This is a genomic window from Bradyrhizobium sp. 18BD (assembly GCF_054185225.1).
In genome coordinates, this window is the sequence record NZ_JAVAYL010000018.1 from 65,490 (window position 1) to 91,259 (window position 25,770).

At 61.0% G+C, this 25,770-nt stretch carries 21 protein-coding genes and 1 tRNA gene; 8 read left to right on the top strand and 14 right to left on the bottom strand.

Features of this window, described 5'->3' with window-relative positions; genetic code table 11:
- Positions 1-9: 9 nt before the first annotated feature.
- The 8 genes from RAD16_RS28725 to RAD16_RS28760 all read right to left on the bottom strand — a co-directional run bounded on the left by RAD16_RS28725 (position 10) and on the right by RAD16_RS28760 (position 7,761).
- Positions 10-1,293 carry an adenylate/guanylate cyclase domain-containing protein gene (locus RAD16_RS28725; protein ID WP_458161191.1) on the bottom strand — a complete coding sequence of 428 codons (1,284 nt, stop codon included), beginning with the start codon at positions 1,291-1,293 and terminating at the stop codon, positions 10-12.
- Positions 1,294-1,394: 101 nt separating this feature from the next.
- Positions 1,395-2,075 (bottom strand): YoaK family protein, encoded by a 681-nt coding sequence (locus RAD16_RS28730; RefSeq protein WP_458161192.1) that lies wholly within the window; start codon positions 2,073-2,075, stop codon positions 1,395-1,397.
- Positions 2,076-2,077: 2 nt separating this feature from the next.
- On the bottom strand, positions 2,078-3,499 hold the full coding sequence (locus tag RAD16_RS28735; RefSeq protein WP_458161193.1) for an alginate export family protein: 1,422 nt from the start codon (positions 3,497-3,499) through the stop codon (positions 2,078-2,080).
- 14 nt (positions 3,500-3,513) lie between these two features.
- The gene (locus RAD16_RS28740) at positions 3,514-4,446 is read right to left on the bottom strand and encodes a glyoxalase (protein ID WP_458161194.1); all 933 of its coding nucleotides are present in this window, start codon (positions 4,444-4,446) and stop codon (positions 3,514-3,516) included.
- Positions 4,443-4,910 carry a DoxX family protein gene (locus tag RAD16_RS28745; RefSeq protein WP_458161195.1) on the bottom strand — a complete coding sequence of 156 codons (468 nt, stop codon included), beginning with the start codon at positions 4,908-4,910 and terminating at the stop codon, positions 4,443-4,445. Before RAD16_RS28745 ends, RAD16_RS28740 begins: the two co-directional genes overlap by 4 nt.
- A gap of 1 nt (position 4,911) precedes the next feature.
- The gene (locus tag RAD16_RS28750) at positions 4,912-6,798 is read right to left on the bottom strand and encodes an amidohydrolase (protein WP_458161196.1); all 1,887 of its coding nucleotides are present in this window, start codon (positions 6,796-6,798) and stop codon (positions 4,912-4,914) included.
- The gene (locus RAD16_RS28755) at positions 6,795-7,085 is read right to left on the bottom strand and encodes a XapX domain-containing protein (protein WP_458161197.1); all 291 of its coding nucleotides are present in this window, start codon (positions 7,083-7,085) and stop codon (positions 6,795-6,797) included. Before RAD16_RS28755 ends, RAD16_RS28750 begins: the two co-directional genes overlap by 4 nt.
- Before the next feature lie 25 nt (positions 7,086-7,110).
- Complete coding sequence (locus RAD16_RS28760; RefSeq protein WP_458161320.1) at positions 7,111-7,761, bottom strand: hydrolase; 651 nt, start codon at positions 7,759-7,761, stop codon at positions 7,111-7,113.
- Positions 7,762-8,067: 306 nt separating this feature from the next.
- Between RAD16_RS28760 and RAD16_RS28765 the strand changes: the two genes are divergently transcribed.
- Positions 8,068-8,883 (top strand): alpha/beta fold hydrolase, encoded by an 816-nt coding sequence (locus RAD16_RS28765; protein ID WP_458161198.1) that lies wholly within the window; start codon positions 8,068-8,070, stop codon positions 8,881-8,883.
- 13 nt (positions 8,884-8,896) lie between these two features.
- Positions 8,897-9,529 (top strand): hydrolase, encoded by a 633-nt coding sequence (locus RAD16_RS28770; RefSeq protein ID WP_458161199.1) that lies wholly within the window; start codon positions 8,897-8,899, stop codon positions 9,527-9,529.
- Between the two features lie 17 nt (positions 9,530-9,546).
- On the opposite strand, the gene RAD16_RS28775 is transcribed toward RAD16_RS28770, so the two are convergent.
- Positions 9,547-10,188: a helix-turn-helix domain-containing protein gene (locus RAD16_RS28775; protein WP_458161200.1), complete on the bottom strand. Its 642-nt coding sequence runs from the start codon at positions 10,186-10,188 to the stop codon at positions 9,547-9,549.
- A 60-nt stretch (positions 10,189-10,248) separates the two neighbouring features.
- On the opposite strand from RAD16_RS28775, the gene RAD16_RS28780 reads away from it, so the two are divergent.
- Complete coding sequence (locus RAD16_RS28780) at positions 10,249-10,593, top strand: hypothetical protein (RefSeq protein ID WP_458161202.1); 345 nt, start codon at positions 10,249-10,251, stop codon at positions 10,591-10,593.
- 115 nt (positions 10,594-10,708) lie between these two features.
- A complete protein-coding gene (locus RAD16_RS28785; protein ID WP_458161203.1) occupies positions 10,709-11,698 on the top strand; it encodes a LysR family transcriptional regulator in 990 nt (329 codons plus the stop codon).
- On the opposite strand, the gene RAD16_RS28790 is transcribed toward RAD16_RS28785, so the two are convergent.
- Positions 11,632-12,555: a ring-cleaving dioxygenase gene (locus RAD16_RS28790; RefSeq protein WP_458161204.1), complete on the bottom strand. Its 924-nt coding sequence runs from the start codon at positions 12,553-12,555 to the stop codon at positions 11,632-11,634. The two genes, RAD16_RS28785 and RAD16_RS28790, sit on opposite strands and share 67 nt — an antisense overlap.
- Positions 12,556-12,856: 301 nt before the next feature.
- Between RAD16_RS28790 and RAD16_RS28795 the strand changes: the two genes are divergently transcribed.
- From RAD16_RS28795 to RAD16_RS28805, 3 genes are all read left to right on the top strand, one after another.
- Positions 12,857-13,720 (top strand): alpha/beta fold hydrolase, encoded by an 864-nt coding sequence (locus RAD16_RS28795; protein ID WP_458161205.1) that lies wholly within the window; start codon positions 12,857-12,859, stop codon positions 13,718-13,720.
- A 44-nt stretch (positions 13,721-13,764) separates the two neighbouring features.
- On the top strand, positions 13,765-14,781 hold the full coding sequence (locus RAD16_RS28800) for an MBL fold metallo-hydrolase (RefSeq protein WP_458161206.1): 1,017 nt from the start codon (positions 13,765-13,767) through the stop codon (positions 14,779-14,781).
- Between the two features lie 79 nt (positions 14,782-14,860).
- Complete coding sequence (locus tag RAD16_RS28805; protein WP_458161321.1) at positions 14,861-16,486, top strand: MFS transporter; 1,626 nt, start codon at positions 14,861-14,863, stop codon at positions 16,484-16,486.
- Between the two features lie 349 nt (positions 16,487-16,835).
- Here RAD16_RS28805 and RAD16_RS28810 read toward each other — a convergent pair whose 3' ends face one another.
- Positions 16,836-21,995, bottom strand: coding sequence for a trifunctional serine/threonine-protein kinase/ATP-binding protein/sensor histidine kinase (locus tag RAD16_RS28810; protein ID WP_458161207.1), 5,160 nt, complete (start codon positions 21,993-21,995; stop codon positions 16,836-16,838).
- A gap of 30 nt (positions 21,996-22,025) precedes the next feature.
- A complete protein-coding gene (locus tag RAD16_RS28815; RefSeq protein WP_458161322.1) occupies positions 22,026-22,727 on the bottom strand; it encodes a response regulator transcription factor in 702 nt (233 codons plus the stop codon).
- 590 nt (positions 22,728-23,317) lie between these two features.
- Between RAD16_RS28815 and RAD16_RS28820 the strand changes: the two genes are divergently transcribed.
- The gene (locus tag RAD16_RS28820; protein WP_458161208.1) at positions 23,318-23,710 is read left to right on the top strand and encodes a response regulator transcription factor; all 393 of its coding nucleotides are present in this window, start codon (positions 23,318-23,320) and stop codon (positions 23,708-23,710) included.
- 493 nt (positions 23,711-24,203) lie between these two features.
- Here the strand turns inward: RAD16_RS28820 and RAD16_RS28825 are convergent, their stop codons facing one another.
- Together RAD16_RS28825 and RAD16_RS28830 are read right to left on the bottom strand one after the other, a co-directional pair.
- On the bottom strand, positions 24,204-25,421 hold the full coding sequence (locus RAD16_RS28825; RefSeq protein ID WP_458161209.1) for a sensor histidine kinase: 1,218 nt from the start codon (positions 25,419-25,421) through the stop codon (positions 24,204-24,206).
- A gap of 242 nt (positions 25,422-25,663) precedes the next feature.
- A tRNA-Glu gene (locus RAD16_RS28830) sits at positions 25,664-25,738 on the bottom strand.
- Positions 25,739-25,770 lie beyond the last annotated feature (32 nt).

The window sequence follows — 25,770 nt, forward strand, 5'->3', positions numbered from 1 at the left end:
GGCAAGTCGTCATCCCGCGAGACCGTATATAGACATCCGGGCAGAGACTCCTCGCAACTGGTGCTCACCGAGATACTCGACATCGGCAACATGTCCAGCGACGGCTTCAGTCATGAGCAGATCCCGACCTATCGTCTTGGTGAGCGCTTCCACGCGGCAGGCCTCATTGACGGCTGCGCCAATGACCGTGAAGTCCAGTCGATCCGGAGCACCGACGTTACCGAAAAAGACCTCACCCTCGTGAAGAACGATACCCGCCCGGAGCACGGGGCGGCCTCCAGCGTCGGACATGGGCCGGATTGTCCGATTGGAAGTTTCGAGGCTGGCGATTGCCTCTTTCGCCGCCGAGACGGCCGCGCGCGACGCTTCGGCGACCCCCACCGTCACCGGAAAGACAGCGAGCATCCCGTCGCCGATGAACTTGAGGGTTTCGCCGCCGTGGGCGGCCACGGCGCTCGCCATCGCTTCGAAGTAGGCGTTGAGCAGCACGAGCATCTCGGCCGGGGCCAGAACGTCCGACATCTTGGTGAAATTTCTGAGATCCGAGACCCAAATCACAGCGCGGATCGAGTCTCCCGCGCCGCGCTTGATCGCTCCTTCGAGCACCTTGGCGGCAGCGCCGTAGCCAAGATAGGCGCCCAACGCATTTTCGGAGATCTTCAACTCGCTGTGCCGCTGCACGTGCAAGGCGAACAGCTTGAAGAGGCGTGTCAGGGAATCTGTCTCCGCCTCGGCGAAGCCGCTGGCCGCTTTCGTCGCAATGGTGATCACGTTGCGCGTATCCAGGCCGGATAAGGGGATCGCCACGTAGTCGGTCATGCCGGCGGACGCGAGCTCGATCATGATGGGAAATTCGGCCTGCGCCGACGGCTCATTCGGCACTCGCCGAATCGTTTCGCCGGTCTCGACGATGCGTTGCAGCGGATTGAGCTTGTAGGCGTCAGAATCGATCGCCGCGTCGGCGACCCGCACTTCGTCGCAGAAGCCGTCATCGATGTTCCAGACCCACGCGAAGCCAACGAGCTGAGGGTGGAGCGTTCCGATATGCAAGGTCAGACGATCGACCGAAGAGCCGGCGGCCTTCATCCGACGGATCAGCTCGACCAGCAGGTCGATCATTTGCCGTTCGGCAGAGGCCCCTTCCAGCAGCCAGATTTCGATCTCGGCAAATGTGTCCATGTTCCCGGCGGCAACCGAGATGGGGCCGGCCCGACGCACGAACGAGACCGACGAGGGATAAGATCGAGGCGACGGATCAGGAGTACTGCCGGCCATCTCAATTGCCTCGCTCATTGGCCTTGCGCCCGACGCGTTCGACGAGGAAATCGATGAAGTACCGCACCTCGATCGACATTTGTCTGGCCCAACCTGTTCGCCAGATCGCTCCCGCCGCGTCACTTCGGTTCCGCGGTGGCCAGAAACACCGCCGGCAGCGCGATCAGCGGAGGCAGCACGAAACACCACGTTCCGAATTTTGCGTAGAGACACGCGCCAGCGGCGCAGCCAAGAGCGAAGGCCGCCACGCTCGCCGCCATCTTGCCAAGGCGAGGCGTGGCGACGGCCAACACAGAGGCCGGTGCGCCCCGCAATACGTCCGCGACATCGATCATGATCTGGGTGGTCGTCCCCGTCATGAGCGTGCTCGGAGGCTCGGTGCCCATGTGGATGCGGTGCGCCGCATTCTGAATGGCCATGGCTGCGACCAGGATCATGCCGGTACAGATCGCCTGCCAGCTATCGCCTTGGACGAACGGCCCAAAGTAGACGGCACATGCACCGCCCGCCGCCAGAAGTATCATCTTGATGGCGAGCATCGAGCGAAAGATCGGCAGCCCGATTGCGGGCAGAAAGAAGCTGAACATCCGAGTGGTGATCACCACCACGCAAAAGACCGGCAGAGCGAGAAGCTTCGCGATTCCGCCCGATGTCCCAAGCACCATGGCAGCTCCGAAGGTGACAAAATTGCCGGTGACGTGCGCGGTGAACAGCCCCTGGAGCGCCAGGAAGCCGCCAGTATCCACGAACCCGGCGTTGAAGCTCATCAGAAGTGGAAGCAGGAGGATTTGCCGCGGCATTTTTACCAACCGTACTGAAGCTGGACACCTAGATAGTTGCTGGTGTGACCACCAGCGCGGAGGATCGTGTCACCAACGTCGAAATGCACCGCCTCGACGGCTCCTGTGAGATGGTCGTTGAACGCGTAGTCGACGCGGAGCTGTCCGTATGCTCCCGTCCAATTGCTTCCCTTGCCGGCGGTCCCCGCGATCGGCACGTTGGGCTGGACGTAGATGGCATCGGCCGTCGTCTCGCGCCATTGCAGGCCGATGGCGCCCATCACCTTCAGCCGGCTCGCCGGACTGATGGTGATGGATGGCTTGAGATGCACCAGGTTCACATAGCCCGTATAGCCAGCGAGCGTGAAGTAGTAGCCGTTCGGGAACAGCGGATTGAACGTTCCTAACGCTCCGTCTCCGGGACTATGGTCGCCGGATGCGGCGTCGACCTGAAGGCCGACGCGCGGCTGCCAAGGCACGCTGACGAAGGTGTAGCCCGTCCGCGCGCCGACGGCCCAGGCGCGAATGTCCTTCGTCCCCACCTGGCCGACCTGGCCCATGGCCTCAAGATCCCAATCGATGTGCTGGGCGTTGCCCGCGAAGCGCACATCGAAGACGTGCCGGTGTTCGTCGCCGAACGCGTCGAGGTACTTGGCGTTGTTCCGTTCGTACAGCGAATAGTAGGCCGACAGCTCCTTGTCGCCGAGCACCTTGCGCTCGACCCTCAACGTGCTGAAGCGGAAGCTGTCGTTCGACGTGTCGTCGAACGGATGACCATCGAAATATTGGACCGGACGGCTGACGAAGCCGATGAAACGCCACAGACCGCTCTCCCAGTCGGCCCAGAGCGCGTCGAAGGACTGCCTGACGTTGGGGCCGTCCCGCGACGATACGAAGCGCTGCAGGTCGAAGGCGAAGTCCTGCCGGCCCGCGCGAGCTTTCAGGGTACCCTCAGCGAACGTGTTGATGTACTCGACGAAGGCGAGGCGCAGATCGAGCCGATCCTGATCGACCGGAGAGATGATTTGCTTGCCGAAGGCGCGATCGTCCTCCAGTTCGATAAACGCACGCCAGTTTTCGTTGAAGTGAATGTCCGCGTGAACCTGCAGCCGCTGCAGGAGATAGTTTTCCGATGGCGTTCCGCCGGTTCCGAAGCCCGCTGCGTTGTTGCTCTCGAAACGTTCGCGCAGCGTAGCGCCCAGCGAGATATAGCTCTTCGGATCGGTGGCCCAAAGCGGGATGTACTTGAGCCCGTCGAACGGCTCGGTGCGCAACCTGGGATCGGCAAGGACCGACCAATCCTCCGCCCAGCGGTTTGCCTGGATGGCGGGCCTCTTGGGGAGCGCGGCATTTCCGTCTTCGGCCCGCGCGAAGTCGACGCTCGCGCCGAGGGCCGCAACCGCTAGAAGGACCCAGAGACTATGGAGAGCGGCCCATGCCGACATAGGCGTATATTACCTCATTTGCCGTCGGCACGCGTCGCGCTCTTCAGCCCGAGCGAGTGTATCTCGGCGACGTAGCCGCCGGGAAACATGACGACTGCGGCAGAGCGCCCGTCCGACGTGTAGGGTTCGACGAGCACCGTGGCGCCGGCGCCCTTCGCCTTACCGAGCGTCGCAGCGAGATCGGCCACTTCGTAGCCCGTCGTCTCCCGCCCATAGGGATAGGGCAGATGACCATCCGTGACCAGTACCACCGTCTTCCCGAAGGCAGATTCGATCCGGATGCGCCTGTAGGTCGCGTCCGGCCTGCCGATCTCGACGCCAGGCGCCTTTGCGTCGTCGGAGATGACTTTGCCGCGAGAGAACGCTACGAAGCTCCGCGTGAAAGCGGCCGCCTTGTCGGGCGAGACGTACACGCGGTTTTCCGGAACACGCTCGAATGGGGCGTAGTCGGGCTTCGTCGTGTGCCAGTAGAGCTGAAGGTTGATCCCGCCGGGCCACTGGACCACGGCATCGCGGCCGATGGGATCGGGGAAGGCGGACACGATCACGTCGGCGCCCACGGCGCGCGCCGTCTTGATCGCCTCGTCGAAGTCAGCGACCAGGTAGCCGTTGCGTTCGGCACCGAAGGGATACGGGATCGGCGTCTTGAAGCCGAACAACGAGACGGTGCCGACGGGCGTCTGCAGAAGTTGCGAAGTGGTGCTGCTCGGCGTTGGCGTTACGGTCGCTACCACCTGCTTGGTGCTCTTGCCGCCGAACGTCGCCAGGAAGCTCGAAACAAACTTGTCGACATCGTCGGGCGCCACGTAGACGTGGGTCGTATCGTATTGGGGCGCGACGGCAACCGCCGCCGCCTTGGACTTCGCCGCTTCCTTCGCCATGACGGGCGTATTCGCCGCGATTGCCGCGGCTAACGCCAGCAGAGCGACGACTCTTACTGATTTCATTGGGAAACTCCTTGGACGGTTCGGGATCGCGCTGCACGGTCCGGACGGACAGAAGCCTCGCTGGAACGGATTGATACGACGACGAGGCCCGCGACCAACCCGAGATGCTCGAAGAAGGCATTGGTGGCCATGAATCTGGCGAGGCCCCCCATCGTCCAGAAAGCGTTTGCCGTGAGCATGGCCACGAACGTCAGCACGCCGAGTCCACCAGCCCCGAGCCAGACCAGCCGATTCATAACGACGAGCAAAGAGCCACCGAGTTCGACGGCGATCGCGGCTACCGCCCACAGCCATCCTGGATGGAGGCCGAAGTGGTCCTGCTCGGCCGCGGCACCCGCGAAGTCAAGCAATTTTGTGAAGCCGCCAAGGATATAGGCGGACACCAGCGCAAGCCTGGCCGCATGCCATAGCAGCGGCCAGCGCAGGATCGCAGAAACCCAGTTCGGTGAGGTTCCGCCAGACACGTCAGACCGCCCAGCACGCGCAACCGAGGGCGCCCCAGAAACTCCTCAGGTCGGAGACAGGCAAACGACTCGACCAGGCGGTGGCGTGATCATGGCCGTGCACGCCACAGGAATTGGCGCAACCGCACACCTGCATGGCCTTCATCGCAAGGTTGGTTTCCTTCGTCTTCGCATTGTCATCGGCCCAGGCTGCATACCCGCCGAAGCGACGGACGGGTGACCAATCGGGCATGGCGGGCGGCGGCGTGACGCTCTCCAGTTTGGAGAAATCGCCGGCGCCGAACACGATCCTTCCTCCGACCATGGTCAGCAGTGAAGTCGTATCGGCGATCTCCGCCTCGCCGCAGGAGAAGTAATCGCGGTCGGGGACAACAAGGTCCGCGAGTTGACCGACCTGGATCCGGCCCTTGTTACCCTCTTCGTTCGAGAACCACGTCACGTTCTCGGTCCACATCCGCAGCGCCGTCTCGCGATCGAGGCAGTTACGCTGGGGCGTGATTCGCAATCCGCCGACGGTCCGACCGGTGACGAGCCAGGACAACGAAACCCACGGATTGTAGGAAGCCACACGTGTCGCGTCGGTGCCGGCCGAGACCTTGACGCCCTTGTCGATGATCTTCTTGACCGGCGGCGTCGCTTCGGCGGCTCCCGCGCCGTATCTCTCGACGAAGTATTCGCCCTGGTAGGCCATCCGGTGCTGCACGGCGATGCCGCCGCCCAGCGCCGCGATGCGGTCGATCGACTGGTCGGAGATCGTTTCGGCGTGGTCGAAGAACCAGTGCAGCCCTTCCAACGGCATGTCCTGGTTGACCCGCTCAAAGACGTCCAGCGCGCGCGAGATCGTCTCGTCGTACGTCGCGTGTAGCCGCCACGGCCACTTGTTCTGGACGAGAACCCGAACGACCTCCTCGAGCTCACCCTCCATCTCCGGCGGCATGTCCGGACGGGCGACGCGGAAATCCTCGAAGTCGGCGGCCGAGAACACCAGCATCTCGCCGGCGCCGTTGTGACGGAAATAGTCGTCGCCCTGCTTGTATTTCGACGTCTTCGTCCAGTTGAGGAAATCTTCCTTCTCGCCCTTGGGCTTCTGGGTGAAGAGATTATAGGCGAGCCGTATCGTCAGGAGGCCTTCATCGCTCAGCTTCTGGATGACGGCATAGTCGTCCGGATAGTTCTGGAATCCGCCGCCGGCATCGATCGCACCGGTCACGCCCAACCGGTTCAATTCCCGCATGAAATGTCGCGTCGAGTTGACCTGGTAGTCGAAGGGCAGCTTCGGCCCCTTCGCGAGTGTCGCATAGAGAATGTTGGCGTTGGGTCTCGCGAGCAGAAGACCAGTGGGATTGCCCTTTGCGTCGCGCACGATCTCGCCGCCGGGCGGTTCGGGCGTATCCTTGGTATAGCCGACAGCTCGCAACGCGGCGCCGTTCAGGATGGCCCGATCGTAGAGGTGCAGCAGGAACACCGGAGTATCCGGTGCGACGGCGTTGAGCTCGTCGATGGTCGGAAGTCGCTTTTCCACGAACTGGTGTTCGGTGAATCCGCCGACCACCCTCACCCACTGTGGCGGCGGCGTGACCGCGACCTGCCGCTTCAACATGCCCATCGCGTCGGCGAGCGAACGCACGCCGTCCCAGCGGAGCTCCATGTTGAAGTTCAGACCGCCGCGGATGATGTGGAGATGGTTGTCGATCAAGCCGGGGAGCACGCGATGCCCCTTGAGGTCGACGATCTTCGTGGCGGGCCCGGCGAGCTTCATCACCTCATGGTCGTGCCCGACGGCGACGAACCGGCCGTCGGCGACCGCGACGGCCGAAGCCGTCGGGTTCGTGCGATCAAGGGTCGTGAACAAGCCACGGTGCAGGATGACGTCCGGTGCCGAGTTCATGAGTGTTTCTCCAGGCCTTCCGCCGACGCGGCGTTTCGTGATCGGTCGCTTTGACGTCCGGGCAGCATCCCGAACATGTGCGGAGCGCACTTGGCCTGTTGCCAGGCCGATGCGAACCCATGCCCCGAAATCACTTGCCGGGCGACGGGAACGATCTGTTCGCCGGCGAGAATGCCAAGCAGCCCGACCAGAGCGACCAGCGGCGGGGCCGGCGAACGCACATCCAAGAGGCTATAGATGACGCCGACCAAAAGGCCGGCGCCGAGGGACAACAGATAGATTTTCATCACGGCTATCCGCTATTGAGGAGTTCTAGCCGGTTTTCGCGCCGCCTTCGGAGGCGTGCTCTCCCAGCGCCCACTTGGAGAAGCGGATCTGAATTCCGTAGGGCGAATGTGCTCGCTGAATGTCCATCATTCCTTCGTAAGTCTCGGTGCGCGCCCAGTCTTGCTGAAGCTCGTAGGCGTACTGCGAAGAAGTGATCGGAATCGCACCCGCCTGGATGGCGCGCTCCATTGCACGATTGTGCGCTTCGAGCGAGAGGTCGCCGCAAGCGTCAGCGGCGATGTAGATCTCATAGCCTTCCTTGAGCATGTCCAACGTCGGGAAGATCACGCATGCTTCGGTCCAAAGACCAGCTAGCACGAACTTCTTGCGACCGGTGGCAGCCACGGCCTTTCGGAAGTTCGCATCGAGCCAGGAATTCATCGAGGTCCGGTCGATGACGTCGTGCTTCGGAAACAGCGAGGTCACTTCCGGAATGAACGGCCCGGAAAACGAATCCCGCGCCACGGTAGTCAGCACCGTCGGGATCTTGAAAAGCTTGGCGGCCTTGGCGAGGATCTGAACGTTGTTGATCGTGACCAGGCGGTCATGCGATTGAACACCCTGGAACATGGCCGGCTGATAGTCGATCAGTGCGATGGCGCTGTTGTCCGGGGTGAGCATATCGAGTTTCGACATCGAGAAGGTCTCCTTGCGATCAGTGTGCGCGATCGCGCGAAAGCGGATGAGTTCGCGCATCGTGCCCCCGAACGCCATCCGACGCTTGGACGATTCCGTCGCCTCTTGGACTCCGGCCCGATGATCCGTTCGTGTGCGACCAAATGCCAGGCATCCATTGCCTCTCAGCCGAAATCGCCAGCATGTCCAAAGCACGCGCAGATAGTCCAAGCTAATCTGTGCTTCATCCGCGACCTTGTGCGCGGGAGCCGGACGACCTCGCTGGATGACGTCCCGGTCCTGATAACCTCGTCACAGGAGCGAACGATGGCCTTGCTGAAATTGCGGGATGGTACCGAGCTTTATTACAAGGATTGGGGAAGCGGAACGCCGATCCTGTTCAGCCACGGCTGGCCCCTCAGCGCGGACATGTGGGACGCGCAGATGCTTTTCCTCGCCGAGCACGGCTACCGGACCGTGGCGTTCGATCGCAGGGGCTTTGGCCGGTCGAGCCAGCCCTGGACGGGCTACGATTACGATACCTTCGCCGACGACATCGCCGATCTCGTCAAGCATCTCGACCTGAAGGATGTGACGCTCGTCGGATTCTCCATGGGAGGCGGTGACATCGCGCGCTACGTGGCACGCCACGGGACGTCGCGGGTCGCCAAGTTTGTTCTGCTCAGTGCCGTAACGCCTCTCTTCGTCAAGACCGCGGATCACGATGGCGTCGACAAGTCGGTGTTCGACGGCATCAAGGCCGGTTTGGTCAAGGACCGCCCGCAATTCCTCGACGACTTCAGCCCCCTCTTCTACGGCACGAACCACGGCATGAAAGTGTCTCAGGGCATTTTCAAGCAGACTTTGCAGGTCGCACTTCAAGCTTCGATCAAGGCGACGATCGACTGCGTCACCGCGTTTTCGGAAACCGATTTCCGGCCCGACATGGCGAAGATCGACGTGCCGACCCTGGTGATCCATGGCGAAGATGACCAGGTCGTACCACTTCCCTATACGGGTAAGCTGGCCGCGGAGATGATCAAGGGCGCCAAGTTGAGGATCTACCCGGGCGCGCCGCACGCCACCGCCACAACGCATGCCGATCAGGTCAATGCGGACCTGCTCGCGTTCCTGAAAGCCTGATTGGAGAACGCCGATGGCCCCGAACCCACTTCATCTGCTCGAGCCAAAGGACTGTGCCCTGCTTCTGGTCGACCAACAGGCTGGCCTGGCGTTCGGCGTGGGGTCGATCGACCGGCAGGTTCTCATCAACAACGTCGTCGCGCTCGCCAAGACCGCGACGGTGTTCGGCCTGCCGGTCGTCGCCTCGACCTCGGCGACAAAGGTGTACAGCGGGCCGCTGATGCCGGCCGTTAAGTCGGCGCTGCCCGGTATCGAGCCGATCGACCGGCGCAGTATGAACGTGTGGGAGGACGACAAGGCGCGCAAAGCCATCCTTTCCACCGGTCGAAGCCGCCTGATCGTTTCGGGCCTGCTTACCGAAGCGTGCGTGACATTCGCGGTGCTCTCGGCGCTGGCGGCCGGATTGGAAGTCTATGTCGTCGGCGATGCCTGCGGAGGCCTCACGACTGCAAGCCACGAGCTGGCTCTCGGCCGGATGCAGGCCGCCGGTGCTCGCCTGACATCCTGGATCCAGGTCCTGCTCGAGATGCAGCGCGATTGGACAAGGCACGAAACGTATGACGGCGCACGCGCCATCGTTGAATCTCATGCGGGCGGATACGGGATCGGTTTGGCCTATGCCCGCGATATGATCCGTCCCACCTGAAAAAGGCGCGCCCGGACCTAGCCGTCGGTCCGGGCCCGTCGCCAGGCTCCGGGGCTTGCGCCGACGTTGCGAGAAAACACCCTGGTGAAGTAGCTCTGGTCGCCGAAACCGCAGATGAGCGCGATGTCGGCGAGCGGAAGCTTCGTGGTCAACATGAGGCGCTTGGCTTCATCGATCCGGAGTTGCGAAAGGAATTCGTGAGGCGCGACGCCGGTGCTGCGCCGGAACGACCTCGCGAAGTGGCTTGGCGTCAACTTGCATTCCGCGGCAACGTCGGCGATCGTCAGGTTGCTGGCAAGCCGCGTCCGCATGATCTCCTTGGCCCGTCGCTCCTGCCACGGCGCCAGCCCTCCGCCTGAGACCCCGTCGCTCGGCCGCATGCCGCCATAGGTCTGGGCGACGTGGGCGAGCACACTGAGCCCGATCTGGTCGATGAAGAGCTGGTTTGTCGCCGGATCCTGCTCCACCGCGCTGAGCAGAACGCTCGACAGCGTCGACAGGAACGGATCACGCTGATCTCTGCTCCATTTGAGGGTCGAGATGGGTTTGGCTCCATGCTCGCGAGCGAACTCGTCCAGAGCCTTCCGGGGAACATAATACTGAAGGGCGTCGAAAGGCCCCTTGAATTCGCATTGCGGATTGTCGCGAAGGTCGATCACGCTGACAGTCCCAGCTCCGAAAGCGCCCGAATAACGCGGTCGTCCGGCGAGCCAGCAGGAGTGCCCTTCGAGATCGCCGAGCTGGTGCAGGATGCTGAAGGCCGGTTCGGACGGAATGGCGGTCGTCCGTTCTCGCACGAAGCGGGAGCAGGCCAGGCGGGTTACCGCGAGCGCCAACTGTCCTTCGCGATTGATCCGCAACAGACAATCGCCCTCCATTCCGAGGTGGTCGCTGAGGCGACGCCCGTAGAAGCCGCAGGACGCAATATCAGACTCTTCCATCATTGGCGTCACAAAGCTATCCGCCGTTGGACATGTTTACCGAAGGACCACATCGTCGCGTCTATCGAAACAATCATTTCTGTCAAGTCGCCGATCCGAGAGCTGCCGACCGCAACGTGCTAATCGGAAAATCGGTTGGAAAAGGAAACGACTGCCCATGATAGGTGACGTTTGCCGGACTTGATAATCCGCCCCAATTCCACTTTATCTGTGAAACGGTTTCATAGATGGGCAGGTGATGGATAATCGTATCGGCGAAATGCAGGTCTTCCTCCGCGTGGTGGAAGCCGGGAGTTATTCCGAGGCGGCCCGTCGCCTCTTGATGACGCCGTCCACCGTCAGCAAGCTCATCGGAAGGATCGAGGTTCGGCTCGGCGTACGGCTGTTCGAGCGTTCGACGCGGAGGCTGTGCCTGACGTCCGAAGGCCGGACGTACTATGAGAAGAGCCTTGCATTGCTGGACGAACTCGATGGCATCGAGCGCGGCATTTCTCGGGGCGCAGCGACGGCCGGGGGGACGATCCGCGTCAACGCCACCGTTTCCTTCGGCATCCTCGGCCTCGAACCCCTGTTCCCGGCTTTTTGGGAACCTCATCCCGACATCGTGATCGACCTCTCGCTGTCCGACGAGATCGTCGATCTGTACCTCGACCGAACCGACGTCGCCTTCCGCGTCGGCCCCTTGCAGGACTCTGCGCTGGTCGCCCGACGCATTGGGGTCGTCAAGAGAAGGATCGTCGCATCCCCCGACTACATTGACCGCTTGGGCGAGCCAAAAAGGGTGGAGGATCTTTCCGGTCACAACTGCCTGGGATTCAATTTCCGGCGCTCTGCACCGGTCTGGCCTCTGAAGGAGAGCGGGCGAATTGTCGACCGGGCGGTCAACGGCTCCCTGCTTGCGAACAACGCCCAAACCTTGCGGCGAATGGCAATCGCGGGCATCGGCCTCGCCCGGCTCGCCGACTATCACATTCGCGATGATATGGCGGCTGGCCACTTGGTCGAAGTGCTCGAGGGTACCGCAGGCGACGAAGAGCAAGTGCACGCGCTCTATCACGGAGGCCCCCGGCTGCCTTCTCGCGTGAAAGCATTCCTCGACTTCGTCTGCCCGCGACTTACCGATTTCATGGAAGGTCGAGCTCTCGATGATCGACAGCCCGTTCAATTGAGCGGCGGTAAGATCGCCTGCAACTCGGCGCGGCGCTCTTCGAGAAAAGCAGGAAGCTGAAGTTTCTGGCCCAGCCGTTCCGGCGCCTCGTCGACGGTAAATCCGGGACCATCGGTCGCAATTTCGAAAAGCACGCCGCACGGCGCACGAAAGCCTACTGCGTTCAGGTAGGTTCGCTCGATGGGATCGCTCACCACGATGCCGTATGTCGACTGAAGCTTTTCGATCATTGCGGTTCGGTCGTCGATATCCCTGGCGCGGAAAGCGACGTGCCGGATGGTGCCACCGCCGAGACGTCCCCGCGAGGACTTCCCGATCATGCGCAACGTGATCGTGCCGCCCGGGCCGTCATGAGCCACGAAGCGCATGGTCCCGTCCCGATGAGCGACGAGTTGGAAATCAAATACCTTCTGAAGGATGTCGATCGTCGCATCCTCCTCGCGGACGTTCAGCGTAACGCCATGAAGGCCGCGCAGCGCGCGATCGGCCATTGAGTTTTGACCGGCTTGCCCCGACTTTGCTTCCCATGTCTCGATCAGCGAGAGCGGCGTCCCATCGGGATCCGCGAAACAGAGCACACGTTCCCCGAAGGGCGATACTTCCATTCGATTGGGTACACCCAAGGATTCGAGCCGATCTGCCCACCAGTCCAGCGAATTCGGCGCGACGCGGAAAGCGGTCTGCACGACCTCGCCGGCACCTGACATCCCTGGTGTCACGCAATTCCAGGCGAGCGTGCTCATCACGGCGCCCGGATTTCCGAGGTCGTCGCCGTAGTACACGTGGTAACTGCCGGGGTCATCATAGCAGACGGTCTTCTTGACCCGCTTGAGTCCCAGCACACCCACGTAGAAGTCAGCGGCGCGTCGTACGTCGCCGATGATGGTCGTAACGTGGTGAAGTCCCCGCGCGTTCACGTCGTCGCCGTCCGATGCGCGGTGCTGAGGCGGTCCGTTCGGTCTGTGATATTCACGTTACGGGTCCTCCCTCTCGCTCTGGAACCGGTCGTTTCGACCACACAATCCCGAACATCCCCACCGTGTCTTGGACTTTCTCCCGACAACGGAACCGCCGCCAAGGCAAAATTCGGTCCGACGCCGGACATTTTTCGCTACTGCTGCGACGCAATCGTACAAAGCGTCGTCAAAACCTGCAATCAGTCCCGACCGACTTCACCAAGGATGGCGGCTCAAAACCTTGTACCGGGGCGCCAGATCCGTGACTACCATCCATCGGACCACGTGCCGTGCCAACGGCATCAGGCAATTCTACCTTGAGGCAGGGACCGGTCCGCCGGTCGTGCTTCTGCATGGCTTTCCCGAGACCAACTTCGCCTGGCGGTTCCAGATTCCGGCGCTTGCGCCCCACTACCGGGTGATTGCCCCAGATCTTCGCGGATACGGGGAAACCGACAAGCCTGCGAATGGCTATGACAAGCGGACGATGGCCAACGACATCGTCGAGCTGTTGAAGGCGCTCGGGGTGGGACGCATCGCGCTGGTCGGACACGACCGCGGCGCGCGCGTCGCCACGCGTCTTGTCAAGGACCACCCGGACATCGTCGATCGTCTCGTGGTCATGGACAACGTTCCGACGCGCGTCGTTGCGCGCGAGATGAACGCCAAGGTCGCCCGCGAATACTGGTTCTTCATGTTCCACCAGATTCCCGATCTGCCGGAGGCATTGATCGCGGGACGGGAGGATATCTGGCTTCGGCACTTCTTCTCCGATTGGTGCCACGACCCAATGACGATCACCGGCGAGGCGTTCGAAACCTACGTGAGGGCCTATAGAGCGCCTGGCGCCGTACGAGGCGCGATGGCCGATTATCGCGCAAGTGCCGAAGACGTCGCTCAGGACCTCGAGGACGCCGACAAGAAGATCAAATGCCCCGTGCTCTCCCTTTGGGGCGAAGATTTTGGAGCCGTCGGCCGTCTGTTCGACATGAAATCGATCTGGAGCGAGATGGCCGAGAATCTCACTGTGGCTCCGATCGAACGCTGCGGCCATCTTCCGCAGGAAGAGCAACCCGAAGCGGTCAACAGACTTCTTCTCGATTTCCTGAACGGCTGGAACGGCTGAGAAGTCCGCGACTGAGCTGGGCACCTGAAGATGAGGAAGCGCAAATGAAGCCGATCCACACCATCGCGCTGTTGGCGTTCGTAACCCTGTTGTCCCATGAGGAGGCGCAAGCCGGTGCCCCTCAGGTCCGCGCCCAGGCACCGGGCTTCTACCGCATCATGCTCGGCCATGTGGAAATAACGGCTTTGCTCGACGGCACGCATCCTTTCCCGGTCCACGACGTGATGACACGGAACGAGACGATGCCGGGCGGAGACCGGAAAGCCGTTAAGCTCATGGAAAGCCATCCCGGCAAAGCAGATGCCTTGCTCGCAGCTTCCGATCTCTCCGCTCCCGTGGAAGGTTCGATCAATGCCTTTTTGGTGAATACGGGGGATCGGCTCGTACTGATCGACAGCGGCGCCGGCAGTCTCTACGGCGCATGTTGCGGCCATCTTCTGGAAAATCTTCGTGCGGCCGGATACAGGCCGGAGCAGATCGACGAGATCTATCTGACGCACCTTCATGCAGATCACGTCGGTGGCATCGCGCCTCAAGGAAAGCCCGCATTTCCCAATGCGACCGTCAGAGTCAACCAGAGGGATATCGATTACTGGCTCGACGCCAAGAACGAAGGCGAGGCCCCCAAGTTCCTCAAGCCGATGTTCGAGGGCGATCGCGCTTCGTTGAAGCCCTACATGGAATCGGGTCGGCTGAAACCCTTCTCAGATGGACAGCAGCTCTCGCCGGGGATTCGTGCAGTCCCTACCCCCGGGCACACGCCAGGCCACACGTCCTACGAAGTCTCGAGTGAAGGAAAGACACTTTTGTTGTGGGGCGACCTCGTTCATGTCGCTCCGATCCAGTTTCCGGATCCCGCGGTTACCGTCACTTACGACAACGATCCTTTCTCGGCGGAGGCGGAACGCACAGCGATGTTCGCCAAGGCCGCTCAGAATACGACGTGGATCGCCGCGGCCCATATCGCATTTCCCGGGATCGGGCATATCCGTTCGATCGATGGACGGTTCGAGTGGTTGCCCACCAATTACACCACAGTACTCAAGCCAACGAGTGACTGAGGCGCTGCTCGGGTTTCTGGAGCATTTGGGCAGGCGCCGCCGGTCCTTGTGGAAAATTTCGATCGGTTGAGTGACCACGATGCCCCCATCCAACGAAGAGTCCGATCCATCACCCGCAATGAAAAACGCTTCTCCATGGATCGCGTTTCGGCATACTACGTTCACGGTTGTGTGGACCGCGACCGTCGTCGCCAACGTCGGCACGTGGATGTACAACGCGGCGTCCGGATGGCTGATGACCAGCCTCGATGCCGATCCGCTTACCGTCTCCCTGGTTCAGGTTGCGAGCAGCCTTCCAATGTTTCTGTTCGCACTCCCAGCCGGTGCGCTGGCGGATACCGTCGACAAGCGCCGTTTTCTGATCGGTTGTGAGATCATCCTTACGATCGTCGCGGCAGCAAGCGCGGTGCTCGTCGGGCTTAACCTCGTCACCCCTCCCATCCTGCTGCTGTTCACGTTTCTGCTCGGCGCGGGCGCTGCGTTCACCGCGCCCGCATGGCAGTCGGTCGTCCCGCAACTCGTCCCGAAGCAGGACCTGGCGGCAGCCATCGCCAGCAATGGCGTGGGCGTCAACATCAGCAGGGCTATCGGGCCGGCGCTCGGTGGTGTAGTCATCGGCGGATTGGGCATCGCGGCACCCTTTTGGATCAACGCGCTGAGCAATTTCGCCGTGATCGGAGCGCTGCTTTGGTGGCGCCCGGCGTCCTCGCAAGGCAGCACACTGCCGCCGGAGCGTCTCGCCGGCGCCATGGTGATCGGCTTCCGCCATGCGCGCTTCAATCCCAAGCTCCGTGCGACGCTCGTCAGGGCGGCGGCGTTCTTCTTTTTCGCGAGCGCCTATTGGGCACTGCTCCCACTTGTCGCACGCAATCAGATCGCGGGCGGTCCAGAACTCTACGGCATTCTACTCGGCGCGATCGGCGTGGGCGCCGTCGTCGGTGCGTTTATGCTGTCCTGGTTGAAGGCGACCTTCGGGCCCGACGGGCTCGTCGCTGCCGGCACCGCCGGAACTGCGGTCAGTCTGATCCTCCTTGGCATCGCGCGTTACCCGGAAATCGGACTTGCGGCATGCCTGATCGCAGGCATCTCATGGATCGCCGTCCTCGCCACGGTCAACGTCTCAGTTCAAGTCTCGTTGCCGGATTGGGTGCGTGGCCGCGGACTGGCCATGTTCGTCACCGTCTTCTTCGGAGCGATGACCGCCGGCAGCGCGCTGTGGGGGCAGCTTGCCTCTGGGCTCGGCTTGCCCGCGGCACATTTCCTTGCTGCCGCGGGAGCCGTCGTCGGAATCGCGCTCACCTGGCATTGGAAACTTCAAACAGGCGCAGGAATCGATCTTGCGCCGTCGATGCATTGGCCAGCGCCCATATTGACTATCGATTCCGATGCGGATCGTGGACCGGTCCTCGTCACAGTCGAATACCTGATCGCTCCGGAACGGCGCGACGCCTTCCTCTCCTCCGTGATGAAGTTAGGCCTACAGAGACGGCGCGACGGCGCCTATGCATGGGACATCTTCGAGGACACGGCGGAGAGCGGACGCTTCCTGGAAACGTTCATGGTGGCGTCCTGGCTCGAGCATCTCCGACAGCACCAACGCGTGACGAATGCGGACCGAGTCGTTCAGGAATCGATCCGCGAATTCGGTGCCATAGCTGAGCCCAAAGTTGCCCATCTCATAGCTGCTCGGCCCCCTTCCATGTGATTCAGGGACCGAGAAGAAGTTCCCGCCACGCCGCGACTGACTGAAAGTAAGCGGCAAATATTGACCCCTCTGACGTTTGCTAGATCAAGGGCTTGGTTTGCCCATCGGCGTCGGGCCCCCGCGCCGATTGACAGTTGGCCATATTGCGCGACATAGCGGGCAACCTCGCTCTGCGCTGAGCAGGCAATTCTGGCACGATGCGACTGTTTACCGCGCGAGGTTCGAATCGGTCTTTCGGAACGCTCGAAACTCTCGCGAGGGCAGCAGTCAGATGGCGTCTGTGAGCCCGCGGGTCACGCAGCCATAGCAACGAGATTCTCAATAGCCGACCACGGCACTGCGCCTACCGTCATCGAGGAGCGTCCGTACATGGCGCAACTGGAAGCTTGAACATTAAGGAGCTGCCGCCTCCCCCCGTCGCGGCGGCCTCAAGCGTTCCACCGTGAGCTTCCATGATCGACCGGCAAATCGATAACCCCATGCCCATCCCGCTGCTCTTCGTCGTGAAGAACGGATCGAAAATGCGTGATCTGATCTCGTCGGAAATACCTTTTCCGGTATCCTGCACGCTCACGATGACAGAATTGTCCCCGACGCGGGACGTGACCACAAGTTCACGCGGCGTTTGGATATCGGACATTGCATCGAGCGCGTTCGTCACGAGATTCAATACAACTTGCTGCAGCTGAGTTCGATCTGCAACGACCTGCACACCGGCTGAGTCCAGCCTTGCTGTAAGGCCTACCCCCTTTTTCTCGATGTCTGGCGATGTAAGCATGAGTATTTCCCGGATCAGGTCATCAACGATGACGTTGGCCCGGCTCGCTGGCTCCTGCTTCGCCAATGCGCGTAGCGCACGCACGATATCGGCGGCTCTCTGACCGGCGTTCCGGATATTTTCGAGGGTCAGGAGAACCTCCTCGAGATCCGGCTGGTCAGCTTTGAGCCAACGGAGGCCTGCTCCCACGCTGGACAGAATGGCGGAGAGCGGCTGGTTGATCTCGTGCGCGATGGACGCCGCGAGTTCACCCATGACGGTGAGATGAGAAGTCCGAGCGAGGTCAGACCGAGCACTGCGCAGAGCGGCTTCGGTTTTCTGCCGCCGAGCATTCTCTTCCATCAATTCCGCATAGAGCCGCGCGGCCTCGAGCGAGTTGGCCGCCTGGGGGGCGAGCACCTCCAGCATCGCTATCTTTCCGGGCGTAAAGACGTCCTGCGCGAGATTGTTTTCGAGGTACAGCACACCGACCAGAACGCCCTGTTTCAGGAACGGCAGGCAAAGCAGAGAGCGGGCGGGATGAAGCGCAAGGCTTGCCGTATGCTGAGGCAGCGCTTGAGAGCTGGCATTGCCGAACGACGCCGATTTACGGGTCCGCACGACGGTATAAAGAACCGAAAGAGGTACATGATCATCCGTCGGCGTCGCAACTCCAACATCGACAACGACATTCTCGTCGATCACCCGCCCCGTTGCTTCGATGCGCGCCTCGTCGTTACGCATCAGTAGCAGCACGCCATATTGAGCGCCCGCATGGACGATCATGCTCTTCATCAGCGACTTGATGAGCTGATCGAGAGCAATTTCCTCCGACAAGGCTTGCGCGGTTCTCATGGCGACCGACAAATCAAGATGTTCCTGGCCGTGAAACACCTGACCGGAACTGACACGCGATTCCGTCGCCAGAAACGGGAACTGCGTCTCGAGCTGACGAAGCTTTCCGTGAGCGCCCCATCGACGATAGCTGGAATAGGCCAGACGCGCGTGATGAGCCGCAATGCTTTCGAGGCCAACATTCCTGGCATGACGGCTGGCAAGTTCGTACGCCAGGGCCTGCTCGTGGACGAACCCCTCCGAAGCGGCTGCACTCGCAGATTCTTCGTAAAATTTCATCGCCGCAAGGTCATCTCCCCGCAAACGCGCCAGCTCCGCGTCAATCAGGGTGAGCTTGTTCCGGAACGTTCCAGGATTAAGCGCGGCCCATGTCTCAAAGCGCTCGCGATGTTCAGATACCGATCCGAGCTTCTGGTTGTCTTCATCGGCCTCGACGCTCTGTGTCGCCGTCAAAGCTGCATACAGGCGATGATCGGACAGATTGATGTGCGCAGGCACAGACCACGCCAACTCACCGGCTTTTGCCAGAAAGGTCGCCGCATTCTTCAGATCGCCATATAGAAAGAAACATTCCCCCCGCAACAAATAGGTCCAAAAGAACAATGCGGACATTGGCTGCCTGCCGGCCGCGGATACCGCCGAATCGGAGCCGTAGGCGAGCTCCCAGATTCCGACCGGGGTCGTTGCTCCTTGCTGCAGAGATTTCACAAATTCGAATTGCGTCGATACCAGATCGACAATGTCCTCATACCCTGCTCCCCTGGCAATCTTCAGGAGTGGCTCCAATTCTTCCTCGACGACGGATAGTTCTTCTCCCATTACGAGGAGATCCGACACAATGTGATTGCAGCTATAGCAAAGCCATCGCAGTCCCGGGCTTGCGTTGCCGGCCATCTTCGCTTCCCTCGCGCGCCCGATGGCATATGAGAGCGGCCGCGTCCAAACGCCCACCTGATCGAGCGCGAGCAGCGTCACGGTTCGATACTTTTCGTATCCATGCCGGTCGACGAGCGCCAACGCGACCTCGGCGTAGGCAAGGCCTTCGCTTGGCTCATCGTGGGTTGCGGCCAAGCTTACCCCAAACCAGGCAAGACCCTGGACGGAAGCCGGGGTCACGCCGTGCTCCAAGGTGAGCTGCACCATGACCGCCAGATGCAGGAACATCAAGCCGCGGCTCGGGAAGAACATAGATGCTTCGAGCGCGGTTAGCAGCGCCATCGCGGCTTCGATCCTCGGATTGCTCACCAGCGGAAGATCGACGATGTCCGCGATGCTCCTTCCCTTGAGACCCTGCTTGACCGCGTCGTAAGCGGCCGCCAATTGTTCGCCCGACGGCTGCGATGGCAGATCGACTCCGAGGAGGCGCAGTCCGGAGAGCGCAGTCTCGGTCGCGCCGCGGAAGTCCGACCGCACAGTTTGCAGGGCGGCTTTCAGACGGTGGGCCTCGGCCTTGTCGAAATCGGTTTTCAGTCTGTGGAACAGACCGTTGACTTCGGTCATCGCTGCGTCCAGGTCGGCGGTCGCAAGCAGGCATTCGGCGCGAAGCACGGCAATCTGTCGCGCCAAGTTGTAGTGCGCCGTCCATCGGTCCGCACCGAGGAGTTGGTTTGCCGTCGCCAGATACGATAAGGCTTGCGTGCGTGCGGCAGCGACCACGGCCCGCTCTGCTGCCGCGATCAGTCCTTCGACGAACTGGCAGGTCCGTTGTGTGTCCAGCGACGTTCCGACAGAGAGCTCGATCTGGCTGGCAATTTCGAAAGCGGCGTCCTGGAGGCGCTCCCGCCAAACATCGAACATCGCAACGGCAATTGCCGCATGCTGGATTGCGCGTTCAGTTGCCGGAGTCAATTCGTATGCGGCCTCTTGCACACGATCATGCGAGAATGCCAGCGCGCCATCGCTCATCACGATCAGGCCGGCCTTCTCAGCCGGCTCCAGACGACGTCGAAGCTCTTCGACCTCAACAGACGCCACACGCGCCAGCAGAATGTCATAGGCACCTGCACCGATGCACGCGAGAAGACGAAGCACTTCTCTCGTTCCGGGCGGCAATCGCCCGAATCTCAGGATCAGAAGGTCGACGACATTAACTGTTTGTTGGTGGCCGGCGACGGCCACGACGTTCCAAGTCCACCGCTGCAGCTCATCATTGTATTGGACAGCGCGTTCATCGACAAGCGCCCGTATGAGCTGTGTCGCGTAGAACGGATTTCCTCCAGTCTTTTCATGCACGATCCGCGCCAGTTCATCCAGCGGCTGCTCGTATTCATCCAGCATTGCGGCGACGAAACGACCGACCTCACCGATCGTCAGCGGGAATAGAGAAAGATTCGAAGTGACAGAAGAATGACCGGTGACACCGCTCAAGAACCTATCAAAGCGCCGCGCCCGGATTGACTTGTCGCTGCGGTAGGCACCGACCAGAAAGAGGTTCTTCGGTCTCTCGGCGACAATCACCTCGATCAGCTCGAGGGTCGCGTTGTCGGTCCATTGAAGATCGTCAATGAAGAGAAGGAGTGGCGCCCCGTCAGTCGCAAATGCCTGAAAGAATGCCACCAGAGCTCGGTTGACCCGCAACGGGACCTGGTCAGCCGCTATATGATTTAAAGCCGGTTGCGGTCCGATGACCAGCTCCAGTTCAGGAACAAGATTCGCAATGAGTTGGGCGTGACCGCCAAGCTGCGCCAGCAACGCAATCCGCTTCGTCTCCAATTCCGAGCGCTTTCCGCCCAGAACCGTCATGATAAGGGAACGTGCCGCCTGAACGACGGAAGCATAAGGTGTCGCTGGCTGATACTGGTCGGGTTTTCCGGATGCAAATGACGCCGACATCCGGCCAACCGTCAGAGCCAGCTCTCCCACGAGGGCCGTCTTGCCCGCCCCTGCCGGGCCGGCGAGCAGGGCTATCTCGGCATCGCCAGTTCTGGCAACCCGCATATAGCCATCAGCTAATTCTCGCAGCTCCACATCACGACCAAACAGCCCGGGATTGCTTGTGAGCCTTCGCAGTCGGTCTATTCGACCGAGTTCGAATTGGGAAATGGCGCCGCCAGCAGTCCATTCCCTGGAGCATCGCCTGAGATCCGCTTCGAGAGTTGAGGCGCTCTGATATCTGTCCTGGGGGTCTTTCGCGACCAACTTCAAAATGAGTGCATCGAGCATATCCGGCACGTCGGCGCGGTAGGCGCTCGGAGGTCGAGGCTCCACGGCAATATGTGCATGCAGCCACTCGGCCGTCGTTTCCGCCATCAGCGGCAGCGCTCCGGTCAACACCTCGAACAGCGTGATGCCTAGCGAGTAGAGATCGGTCCGCTCATCGGCGTACGCGTCCGCGTGTCGCACTTCTTCAGGAGCGGCGTAGGCAACGCTCCGCTCTCGCCCCGCCGCAATTGACAAGCGATCGGAAGAATCAAGCACGCCGGATTGGCCAAACGATATCAACCTTATTGATCCATCGTCTTCTCTTACCAAATTCCACGGTGCGATATCACGATGCAGAAGCCTCCGTTCGTGAGCCAATGAAAGCGCATGAGAAGCTGCGAGCGCGATATTCAGGAAATGGTCGATCGGATCCCGATCGGCGCCGACCGAATGAATCGGCGTAGCGCCCGTGTCTCTGAACAGGAGAACCGGTCCTTCTGGGGTTCTGAATAATGCACTGGGTCTCAGCGCCCAGGCAGGATCCAGACGATCACGCAGGGCAAATTCATGCTCCAGACGTCGGCAACCGGAGTCGGATGCCCAACTCGCTCGAAATGCGAGCCAAACGATCCCCGACGTCGGATCCGTCATACGGAAGCATGCAACTTCGCCGTCGCTGCGGATGAGAACCGACAGAGCCCGATCGAGTATTGCCTTGTCCGGTACGAGTGGCGTCGAGGCATGGTCCTCTGACAAGTTTCGCCCCGCCGTCATCTGCCCACCAACTTAATGTCGATTACCCGTTCCTTCGGCGCTCGAATGCGGAACTATGGACGATCCGGCCGACAACGCGAGCGCCTCGGCCCTTCGAACGAGGTCGGCGACTGTTCTCACGCCCATCTTGCTCATGACATTCCGGCGATGGATCTTCACCGTGATTTCACTGAGCCCGATTTGGCCGGCGATCTGCTTGTTCATCAGTCCGGTCACGACATGCGCCATGACTTCGCGTTCGCGCGACGTCAGGGTCTCATAACGCGTGCGGATTTCATCTTTCGCCGCTGCTTCGGCTCGCCTCTGCGTATCGCGTTCGATCGCTGCCGTGACGGCATCGAGCATGTCCTGATCCCTGAACGGTTTGGACAGGAAGTCGACGGCACCCGCCTTCATGGCGCGGACAGTCATGGGAATATCGCCGTGGCCCGTCATGAAGATAATAGGCAGGTCGACGCCCTGCTTCGATAATTGGTTCTGAAGGTCAAGTCCACTCAGACCCGGAAGTCGAACGTCGAGCACGATGCATCCTGGCACATCCGGTGCTGAACTCTGGAGCAACTCAGCCGGAGAACCAAACAGCCAGGTGTCCAGGCCGACGGATCGCAGCAGGCTGTCCAATCCCTCACGGACTGTACGATCGTCATCCACGATGATCACAAGTGATTTGGGACGAGAGGTCGTCGTGAGAGTTTTCCAATGTCGGTCCCTCATCACGACGGCGGATGATCCTCAATCAAGAACGCGTAGGATGGACGCAGGCATTTGGCCTGCTGTCTGCGCGAGGTAACCGTAAACCGTGCTCTGCCCTGCTTCTTGGACATTCTCGTCGTCCTTGGCACATATTGACTTCGTCGGGGACGGCACAAGGATGCATATCAAGGACGTGGACGGTGGCAAATACGGCTCGAAAGCGCGCTTCCAATTTGATGAAATGTTTCCTGCAACTCTTTGTTGCGGCTCTCTGAATGCGCGATCCTTGGCGCGAGCGATGAGGAGGGCTCGAGGGTCGGCCCGCAGCAATCATATCTTGGTATAGTTTCGCTACCCCAAGAGAGTAGAGGCACGCGAGTGGCAGTGGGTTTTGTTGGGGCAGGCCGGTGCGTAAATATAAACAATGACATCGTCGATCGATAACGCGACCACAACCCCCGCACCTGGCCAAGGCAGACATCCTATGAAATTTGCCATAAGCCGCACGTGACGCTTAGTCGCGGGCGTGAAGCAACTCCAGAGAGCACTCCGATCATCGCCGTCTCGTTCCGCATGAGGCTCATGACCAAAGCCAAGCCGCTCGAATCAAAATGACGTCGAAGCCAGCCATCGCAATTGTCGATGATGATGATCTTGCCCGTGAGGGAACGGGCAGCCTCATGCGATCACTGGGTTACAGCATCCAGATGTTTTCGTCGGCCGAGGCATTCCTGCAGGCGGACGTCGTAGGATTCGACTGTCTGATCAGTGACATCCAGATGCCGGGCATGTCGGGCCTTGATCTGCAAATGGCGCTCAAGAGGCGAGCTCCGCATTTGCCAGTGATTTTCTTGACGGCTTTTCCAAATGACCGATCGATGGCGATCGCCTCGAGCAGTGGCGCGCGTCAGTATCTTGAAAAGCCCTGCCCGCCAGACGATCTCTGCTCGTGTGTGGCCGATGCGATCGAGAGAACGATGCGGGGACAATCGGGAGGCGATTGATCACGTTCCAACCACCTTGAGGGCCGTAGCGCGTCGATCCGCAAGCCCAGCGAGCCAATTCGCATTGGCTGCTGGGCGGGTAGCCGTCGAGATAGCAGGCCGGCTAAACGCTCTGCTCGGGGAAAGGGCCTATCCACATCAAGTCAAAAGAGTGTGGGGAAAAGTGGTAGCGGGAGACCGCTACATCGCTAAACTCACTATTTCGGAAGCGCTGTTTTCTTACCGGAGAGCATCCTAACTCGGAACGCCGGATCTCGATAGGCCGCCAAAAACCGCCGTTCATGCGCTATCCGTCGCCGCCAAAAATGATCGGCGAGTAGGTTCAAATCGGGGATCATGGCCGTCGGTGCAACTTTGCGCATACGCGCGTCGGCCGCTGGAAGGCTGAATGGAGGTTTGAAGGTGCGGTGGTCTGGCTCTTTGGTGCCGACGCACCGCGATGCGGCTTACCGTCGTCGGTTTAGGAATTGTGGCCCGGCTACATAGGATCTAATCATTCAGAAACCGTCGTTGTGATGGCCTGCAGTAGCGCAAATGAAAATGTCGCGCCCCCTTCTGGCTCGTTCGTCGCAACAAGCTCGCCGCCATGCTCGCGCACGATGCCGTAGCTGATCCAGAGGCCGAGCCCCGTGCCCTCGCCGACGCGCTTGGTCGTGAAGAACGGCTCGAAGATGCGGCTGATGTGATCCTTGTCGATTCCAGGACTATTGTCCGAAATCCGGAACAGGACCTCGCTGCCCTTGCGCGCCGCCGAGACGACCAGCCGAGGCGCCTCGGTGCCGCGCATGGCGTCAATGGCGTTTTCGACCAGATTGACGATGACCTGGTGCAATTGGCCTTCGTTTCCGGAGATCCAAAGCCCGGGCTCGATATCCATCTGCAGGTCGATGCGTTCCTGCTTGGTGCGGACGGCCCACAGCACTGCTGTGTTGATCAACCGCTCGATATTGACCCGCTCGACCTCGCCGAGCTTGCTGAAAGAGAGCCGGCGCAGGTTCTTCACGATCTCGCTGATGCGGACGGCGCCCTCCATGGTGCCCTCGATCAGGGGACCGAAGTCCTCCAGGACGTCGTCGATGCGCAGGCTCTTCTTCAGCGCGGCGAGATCGCTCGCCCGGCCCTCGCCGTGGATTGCATCGAGGTAGGCAACGATGGCGGCTCGGTAACGGATCAGCGTGTGAATGTTGCCGTAGACGAAGCTGATCGGATTGTTCAGCTCGTGCGCGACGCCGGCGACGAGACGGCCGAGGCTCGCCATCTTCTCCTGCTCGACCAGCTGCCGTTGGGCGCGCTGCAATTCGTGATGCGCCTTGTGCAGCGCCTCGTAGGCGCGGCGCAGCTCGCCGATCGGCCGGCCCGTCAGCACCACGCCGATGAAACGGCCGCGGTGATCGTGGCGCGGCGAACTGTTGATCGCGAACAGATCTGTGCTGCCGCCATCCCTCAAGAATCTCAGTTCGCCGTCGACGACGTCGGGCGTGCCGCGCGGCTTCAACAACGGCACCAGCTTGGCACCGTCCGCCGCATCGATGACGTCGGCGATGTTCCTGCCGACGACATCCCCGACGCTGCGGCCGAGCGCATGCTGAAACGCGGAATTGACCTGCTGCACCAGCCCCCTGGCGTCACAGACGACAAGGATATCAGAGACGGATTCGATGACGTTGGTGACGAAAGCCTGCGCTTCCTCGAGCTCCGCGAGCAACGTCAATGCGAACACCCGAGTGCACTCGCGTACGACAGCGCACGACGGCGGCGGTTTGAATATTTCCGGACACCCAGGGTGACGAGGAAATTTTTTGCGAATGCGCCAGCCACAGTGAGGCATCGCGCAGAGGCTGGTCTGCCAATATCGGGAACAAATTCCGCAAGCGTTCGCCGCTGTTCACCAGCGTCTTATTCAACCAATATTCAACGAAAGCGGCTGACGGCTACCTAAGTGCCTGAGTTTGCTGGCGCTCCCTAGGGGAATCGAACCCCTGTTTCAGCCTTGAGAGGGCCGCGTCCTAACCGCTAGACGAAGGGAGCGTATGGGCTAGCCAATAGCCGCGAAATTTGTT

Bases quoted from the DNA above. Each gene is read 5' to 3' on its own strand.
- RAD16_RS28725 (WP_458161191.1), bottom strand. From the start codon at position 1,293: ATGAGCGAGGCAATTGAGATGGCCGGCAGTACTCCTGATCCGTCGCCT.
- RAD16_RS28730 (WP_458161192.1), bottom strand. From the start codon at position 2,075: ATGCCGCGGCAAATCCTCCTGCTTCCACTTCTGATGAGCTTCAACGCC.
- RAD16_RS28735 (WP_458161193.1), bottom strand. From the start codon at position 3,499: ATGTCGGCATGGGCCGCTCTCCATAGTCTCTGGGTCCTTCTAGCGGTT.
- RAD16_RS28740 (WP_458161194.1), bottom strand. From the start codon at position 4,446: ATGAAATCAGTAAGAGTCGTCGCTCTGCTGGCGTTAGCCGCGGCAATC.
- RAD16_RS28750 (WP_458161196.1), bottom strand. From the start codon at position 6,798: ATGAACTCGGCACCGGACGTCATCCTGCACCGTGGCTTGTTCACGACC.
- RAD16_RS28755 (WP_458161197.1), bottom strand. From the start codon at position 7,085: ATGAAAATCTATCTGTTGTCCCTCGGCGCCGGCCTTTTGGTCGGCGTC.
- RAD16_RS28760 (WP_458161320.1), bottom strand. From the start codon at position 7,761: ATGTCGAAACTCGATATGCTCACCCCGGACAACAGCGCCATCGCACTG.
- RAD16_RS28765 (WP_458161198.1), top strand. From the start codon at position 8,068: ATGGCCTTGCTGAAATTGCGGGATGGTACCGAGCTTTATTACAAGGAT.
- RAD16_RS28770 (WP_458161199.1), top strand. From the start codon at position 8,897: ATGGCCCCGAACCCACTTCATCTGCTCGAGCCAAAGGACTGTGCCCTG.
- RAD16_RS28785 (WP_458161203.1), top strand. From the start codon at position 10,709: ATGGATAATCGTATCGGCGAAATGCAGGTCTTCCTCCGCGTGGTGGAA.
- RAD16_RS28800 (WP_458161206.1), top strand. From the start codon at position 13,765: ATGAAGCCGATCCACACCATCGCGCTGTTGGCGTTCGTAACCCTGTTG.
- RAD16_RS28805 (WP_458161321.1), top strand. From the start codon at position 14,861: ATGCCCCCATCCAACGAAGAGTCCGATCCATCACCCGCAATGAAAAAC.
- RAD16_RS28815 (WP_458161322.1), bottom strand. From the start codon at position 22,727: ATGAGGGACCGACATTGGAAAACTCTCACGACGACCTCTCGTCCCAAA.
- RAD16_RS28820 (WP_458161208.1), top strand. From the start codon at position 23,318: ATGACGTCGAAGCCAGCCATCGCAATTGTCGATGATGATGATCTTGCC.